Source organism: Streptomyces alkaliterrae, assembly GCF_007097205.2.
Lineage (GTDB): Bacteria > Actinomycetota > Actinomycetes > Streptomycetales > Streptomycetaceae > Streptomyces > Streptomyces alkaliterrae.
In genome coordinates this window covers 1-5570 of the sequence record NZ_VJYK02000342.1, presented here as the reverse complement: position 1 = coordinate 5570, position 5570 = coordinate 1, and the positions used below count along the sequence as shown (strand labels likewise).

Annotated in this window: 5 protein-coding genes; 3 read left to right on the top strand and 2 right to left on the bottom strand. The window is 74.3% G+C overall.

Annotation, left to right across the window (positions count from 1 at the left end; genetic code table 11):
• The coding region (locus tag FNX44_RS29570) for a BACON domain-containing protein (protein ID WP_143650754.1) at positions 1-1735 on the bottom strand (1735 nt) is incomplete at its 3' end.
• A gap of 179 nt (positions 1736-1914) precedes the next feature.
• On the opposite strand from FNX44_RS29570, the gene radA reads away from it, so the two are divergent.
• Complete coding sequence (gene radA / locus FNX44_RS23170) at positions 1915-3444, top strand: DNA repair protein RadA (protein ID WP_228450139.1); 1530 nt, start codon at positions 1915-1917, stop codon at positions 3442-3444.
• Positions 3445-3665: 221 nt separating this feature from the next.
• Positions 3666-4724, top strand: a complete 1059-nt coding sequence (disA, locus tag FNX44_RS23165) for a DNA integrity scanning diadenylate cyclase DisA (RefSeq protein WP_153507648.1) — start codon at positions 3666-3668, stop codon at positions 4722-4724.
• Here the strand turns inward: disA and FNX44_RS23160 are convergent.
• A complete protein-coding gene (locus FNX44_RS23160) occupies positions 4701-5042 on the bottom strand; it encodes a hypothetical protein (protein WP_143650751.1) in 342 nt (113 codons plus the stop codon). The two genes, disA and FNX44_RS23160, sit on opposite strands and share 24 nt — an antisense overlap.
• 166 nt (positions 5043-5208) lie before the next feature.
• Here FNX44_RS23160 and FNX44_RS23155 point away from each other — a divergent pair, with 166 nt between their 5' ends.
• Positions 5209-5523: a hypothetical protein gene (locus FNX44_RS23155; protein WP_143650749.1), complete on the top strand. Its 315-nt coding sequence runs from the start codon at positions 5209-5211 to the stop codon at positions 5521-5523.
• Positions 5524-5570 lie beyond the last annotated feature (47 nt).

Below are 5570 nucleotides of genomic sequence, written 5' to 3'. Positions count from 1 at the left end.
TATAAGCGACAGGTTCCGAGGGGCCGGGGTCGGGGGTCCTGCCGTGGCCCTCGATGGTGATCACCGCGTTGGCAGGCGCGATGTGCACCCGGGCGACCCAGTCGCCCTCCGGCTCCCGCCGGCGGTTGACCCGCACGGTGATCGTGTACGACTCGCCGGGTTGCAGCGTGCCGGAGCGCTGGCTGAGCCGCAGCCAGCGGCCCTCGGCGTACGCCGACCAGTTCAGCGCCGTACCGCCGCTGTTGGTCAGCGTGATCAGCGTGGCGCCCTCGGTCGGCTGCGCCTGCACGGTCAGCCGCCCCGGCGACGGCCCCGACGGACTGGCCTCGGGGGCGCTCGGGCTCTCCCCCGGGGAGCGCTCGGGGTCGACGGGGGTGTCGCCGGGATCGGGCTCGGACTCGGCCTCGACGGTCACCGAGGCGCCGTCGCCCGGCCGCTCGCCGGGCCGCGCGCGCTCTCCGGTGCCGGTGGCGCGGTCGGCGCTGCCGGCGTTCTCGTACGGGTACTCCTCCACGCCCGGGCCGTCGGACTCCCGCGCCGACACGGACGAGTCGTCCCGTCCCTCCCCGACCAGCGGCGCACCCCGGTACGCGGCCCACAGTGCGAGTACCGGCGCCGCCACCACCGCGGCCACCACCGTGCTGGTCACCGCACGGCTGCGCAGCTTCTCCAGCCGCGCCGAACGGTCCTTGACCTCGACCGGGAAGCCGCGCCGGTCGAAGCGCGGCATGGGCTGGGAGCGGGCCCGCAGCGCGCTCACCAGGGCGGCGTGCACGACGGGCCGGGAGGCGGTGAGCACCGGCAGCGGCCGGGACCGGCCCGGTGACGTGCCCGGCCAGGGCTCACCGGCCATGTGCCGCTCGGCGACCAACCGGCAGGCCGGGCACTCGTCGACGTGCCGCACCAACTCCCGGCGCAGTGCGGCGCTGAGCACCACCCCCGTGTCCCCGCCGAGCCGGCTGATCGCCGCGCAGCCGCCGCTGTCCACGACGGACAGCGCGGCCCGGGTGCGTTCGACCTCGCAGGCGGCGCCGGACAGCAGCAGCCGGGCCGCCGGCACCTCCAGCCCGAGGACCACGGCGACCTCCTCCACCGGCATCCGGTGGCGGACGGCCAGCTCCAGGGCCTCGCGCTGCTCGGGCGTCGTACCGGCCGCCTCCGGCCAGGACAGCGCGGCCAACTCGCGGCGCCGCTGGGTGGCCAGCGGTCCGACGACCTTCACCGGGTCGGCGCGGCGCCCCTCGCGCTCCTGACGGCGCAGCGCGTTGAGGCGGCGCAGGCACGACCAGCGCACCAGCGCGTACAACCATGGGCGCAGCAGCGCGTGCGCCGGCGCGCGCCCCCGCTCGCGTTGCCGTTCGGCGATGGCCAGCGCCTGGCCGAGGGCGGTGACCGCCTCGTCGTGGTCGCACATGACCGACAGGCAGTAGGTGAACAGGCCGTCGAGATGAACATCGTCGGACGCCGGATCGGACGCCGGATCGGCAGCGGCCGCGCCGGACCCAGGGGCGCCGAACACCACGGCATCGGAGGGCGGACCGGCGGGCGATCCGGAGAGCGCTCCGGACTGGTATCCGGACAGCGCGACACCGCCCGACGGCACGACGGCCTCGGCGACGGCGGCGCCCGCCGACTCCCGATCGGGCAGGCCGGCCCGCTGGGCGGTCCGCCGCGCGCCACGGCGCGCGGGAGGTGCGCTTGTGGTGTTCGTGGGGTGCTCGCGCCTGCTGCTCATCACGCCGAGACGGTAGGGGGCGCGCGGGTGCGTACTGCCCGTCCCGCCGAAGCTTTAACCCTTACGGGTGACAATCTCACCCGAAGGGGGACAACGCCGCCGTCACCCTCGACGACGACGCCTCGCCCCTCACGGTCCGCGCGGGCCGGTTGTCGGTGGCCGACGCTACGGTGATCCGCATGGCCACCCGCAAGTCGTCCGCCAAGGACCGCCCCTCCTACCGCTGCACCGAGTGCGGCTGGACCACCGCCAAATGGCTCGGCCGCTGCCCGGAGTGCCACGCCTGGGGCACGGTCGAGGAGACCGGCGGCGCGCCCGCCGTGCGGACGACGACCCCCGGCCGGGTGTCCGCGCCGGCGCTGCCCATCGGCCAGGTCGACGCCCGGCAGGCCGAGGCCCGGGGCACCGGCGTGCCGGAGCTGGACCGGGTGCTGGGCGGCGGCCTCGTGCCGGGCGCCGTGGTGCTGCTCGCCGGCGAGCCCGGCGTCGGCAAGTCGACGCTCCTGCTGGACGTGGCCGCCAAGGCCGCCACCGCCGAGCACCGCACGCTGTACGTCACCGGCGAGGAGTCGGCAGGGCAGGTCAGGATGCGCGCCGACCGCATCGGCGCGCTCAGCGAGCACCTGTACCTCGCCGCCGAGACGGACCTGTCCGCCGTCCTCGGCCACCTCGACGAGGTGAAGCCGGGACTGCTGGTGATGGACTCCGTGCAGACCGTCGCCTCCCCCGAGATCGACGGCGCGCCCGGCGGCGTCGCCCAGGTCCGGGAGGTCGCCGCCGCGCTGATCCGGGCCTCCAAGGAGCGCGGCATGGCCACGCTGCTCGTCGGCCACGTCACCAAGGACGGCACCATCGCCGGCCCCCGCCTCCTTGAGCACCTGGTGGACGTCGTACTGCACTTCGAGGGCGACCGACACGCCCGGCTGCGGCTGGTGCGCGGCGTGAAGAACCGCTACGGCGCCACCGACGAGGTCGGCTGCTTCGAACTGCACGACGAGGGCATCGTCGGGCTGGCCGACCCGTCCGGGCTCTTCCTGACCCGCCGCTCCGAGCCGGTCCCCGGCACCTGTCTGACGGTCACGCTGGAGGGGCGGCGCCCGCTCGTCGCCGAAGTCCAGGCCCTCACCGTCGACTCCCAGATCCCCTCCCCCCGCCGCACCACCTCCGGTCTGGAGACCTCCCGGGTGTCGATGATGCTCGCCGTACTCGAACAGCGCGGCCGCATCACCGCGTTGGGCAAACGCGACATCTACAGCGCCACCGTCGGCGGCGTGAAGCTGTCGGAGCCGGCCGCCGACCTCGCCGTCGCGCTGGCCCTGGCCAGCGCCGCCGGGGACATCCCGCTGCCCAAGAACCTCGTCGCGATAGGCGAGGTCGGGCTGGCGGGCGAGGTGCGGCGGGTCACCGGCGTCCAGCGCCGCCTCGCCGAGGCCGCCCGGCTCGGCTTCACCCACGCCCTGGTCCCCGCCGACCCCGGCAGGGTGCCGGACGGCATGCGGGTCCTGGAGGTCGCCGACGTCGGCGAGGCCCTGCGGGTGCTGCCGACCGGCCGCCCGCGCGGCGCGGAGGGCCGGAACGGCGGCGCCCGGTCGGGCGGGTCCGGGCGCCGGGCCGGTGCGAGTGCGGGTGCCAGTGCGGGTGCCGGTGCCGGGGCGGGAACCGGCGGCGGCGGTGGCGCGTCCGGGAGTCAGGAGGGCGCCGGGGCGTGAGGACCGGCGCGTGCCGATTCCACGCCGCCCCGACCGGGCGGCCGGAAGAAACACGTGCTCGGAGGGGCTCCGGCGGGGAGTCCTCGGTCCGGGGGCGGCGGCGCCGGTAGACTTTGGCCCGGTCACGCCCGTCCAGGAGACACCGCCGACAGGCACCCGTACCGCACGACCGAAGGAGCGCCGTGGCAGCCAACGAACGGGCCGGAACCGCTGACGGCCTCTTGCGCGCCTCCCTCAGCGCGGTCGCCCCGGGCACCGCACTGCGGGACGGCCTGGAGCGGGTCCTGCGCGGCAACACCGGCGGTCTGATCGTGCTCGGTATGGACAAGACCGTCGAGGCGCTGTGCTCCGGCGGCTTCGTGCTCGACGTCGAGTTCAGCGCGACGCGGCTGCGCGAGCTGTGCAAGCTGGACGGCGCGCTCATCCTCGACAAGGACATCACCAAGATCGTGCGCGCCGGCGTGCAGCTCGTGCCGGACGCCTCGATCCCCACGGAGGAGACCGGCACCCGGCACCGCACGGCCCAGCGGGTGTCCATCCAGACCGGCTTCCCGGTCGTCTCCGTCAGCCAGTCCATGCGGCTCATCGCCCTGTACGTCGAGGGGCAGCGCCGCGTCCTGGAGGACTCGGCGGCCATCCTCTCCCGCGCCAACCAGGCCCTCGCCACGCTGGAGCGCTACAAGCTGCGCCTCGACGAGGTCGCCGGCACGCTCTCCGCGCTGGAGATCGAGGACCTGGTCACCGTCCGCGACGTCGCCGCGGTCTCCCAGCGGCTGGAGATGGTCCGGCGCATCGCCACGGAGATCGCCGAGTACGTCGTCGAGCTCGGCACGGACGGCCGACTCCTCTCCCTCCAGCTCGACGAGCTGATCGCCGGCGTCGAGCCGGAGCGCGAGCTGGTCGCCCGCGACTACGTGCCCGAGCCGAGCGGCAGGCGGGCCCGCACCGTACCCGGCGCGCTCGGCGAACTCGACCGCCTCAGCCACAGCGAACTGCTGGAGCTTCCGACGGTGGCACGCTCGCTCGGCTACAGCGGGGCGCCGGAAACCCTCGACTCGGCGGTCTCCCCACGCGGCTTCCGCCTCCTGGCAAAGGTGCCGCGCCTCCCGAACACCGTCATCGAGCGGCTGGTCGAGCACTTCGGCGGCCTCCAGAAGCTGCTCGCCGCGAGCGTCGACGACCTCCAGGCCGTCGAAGGCGTCGGCGAGGCCCGCGCCCGCTCCGTCCGCGAAGGCCTCTCCCGCCTCGCCGAATCCTCAATCCTCGAACGCTACGTCTGACGCCGCGCCGGAAGGCCTGCTGGGGAGTCCGCTCCAGGAGTTCCCGTGGACGGCGTACGCCTCGATGAACCCCTGAATCGTCCGCAGATCATCCGCGAAGGATTCGGCTCGCCACTTCTCCTTCCGCCCGTCGCGACAAAGGAGATCCAGCCACACGTCGAGCTCCGCGAACGCACTCTCGGAACGACGACTCCGCACGGTCGCTCTCAGCGTTACTCCGACCAAGTCGGAGAAGCCGACGACCAGCGGCCTGCGTTCGCCGCCTCCCGCTCCCGAGTCCAGCACAGCCCGAACGGGAGCAGCGACCGCTTCCGCCACCAGCGGCACCCACCCCGCACAACCGAGGTGGGGTGGACGAGATCAGTCTGCCGGGTGAGGGCGGATCGTTTCGGCTGGGGCCGTTCGGGTCAACGGTGTCCGGCGTGGATGTCCGGGCGGTCACACTGGGCTCCGCCTGCGACATGTCGCCCGGAGGGTTGGTTTCATGAGGAAATTCGCGAGGGTGTTTGTCTCCGTTGTCGCCGCCGGCGCTCTCGTCGCTGTGCTGCCGACGTCCGCTCAGGCCGCGCGGGGAAGCTTCGCCTACCGGGTGGACGGGTACGGGCACGTGCTGAACGATCCCGAGGACTACCGGTGCTACAACACTCCGGGAACCGCCGGCGAGCCGTCCAATCACACCGACCGGGTCGCCGTCCTGCACCGCGGGGCGGGCTGTGCCGACGGCGCGGTGGTGAACTTCCTGGAACCCGGCATGCGCACGGGTGACGTCTTCGGTTCGGTGAGGTTCATCAGCCGGTAGTCGACGGCGCGGCGTCAGGCCGTGGGGGGTTGGGCGGGGAGGCGGAG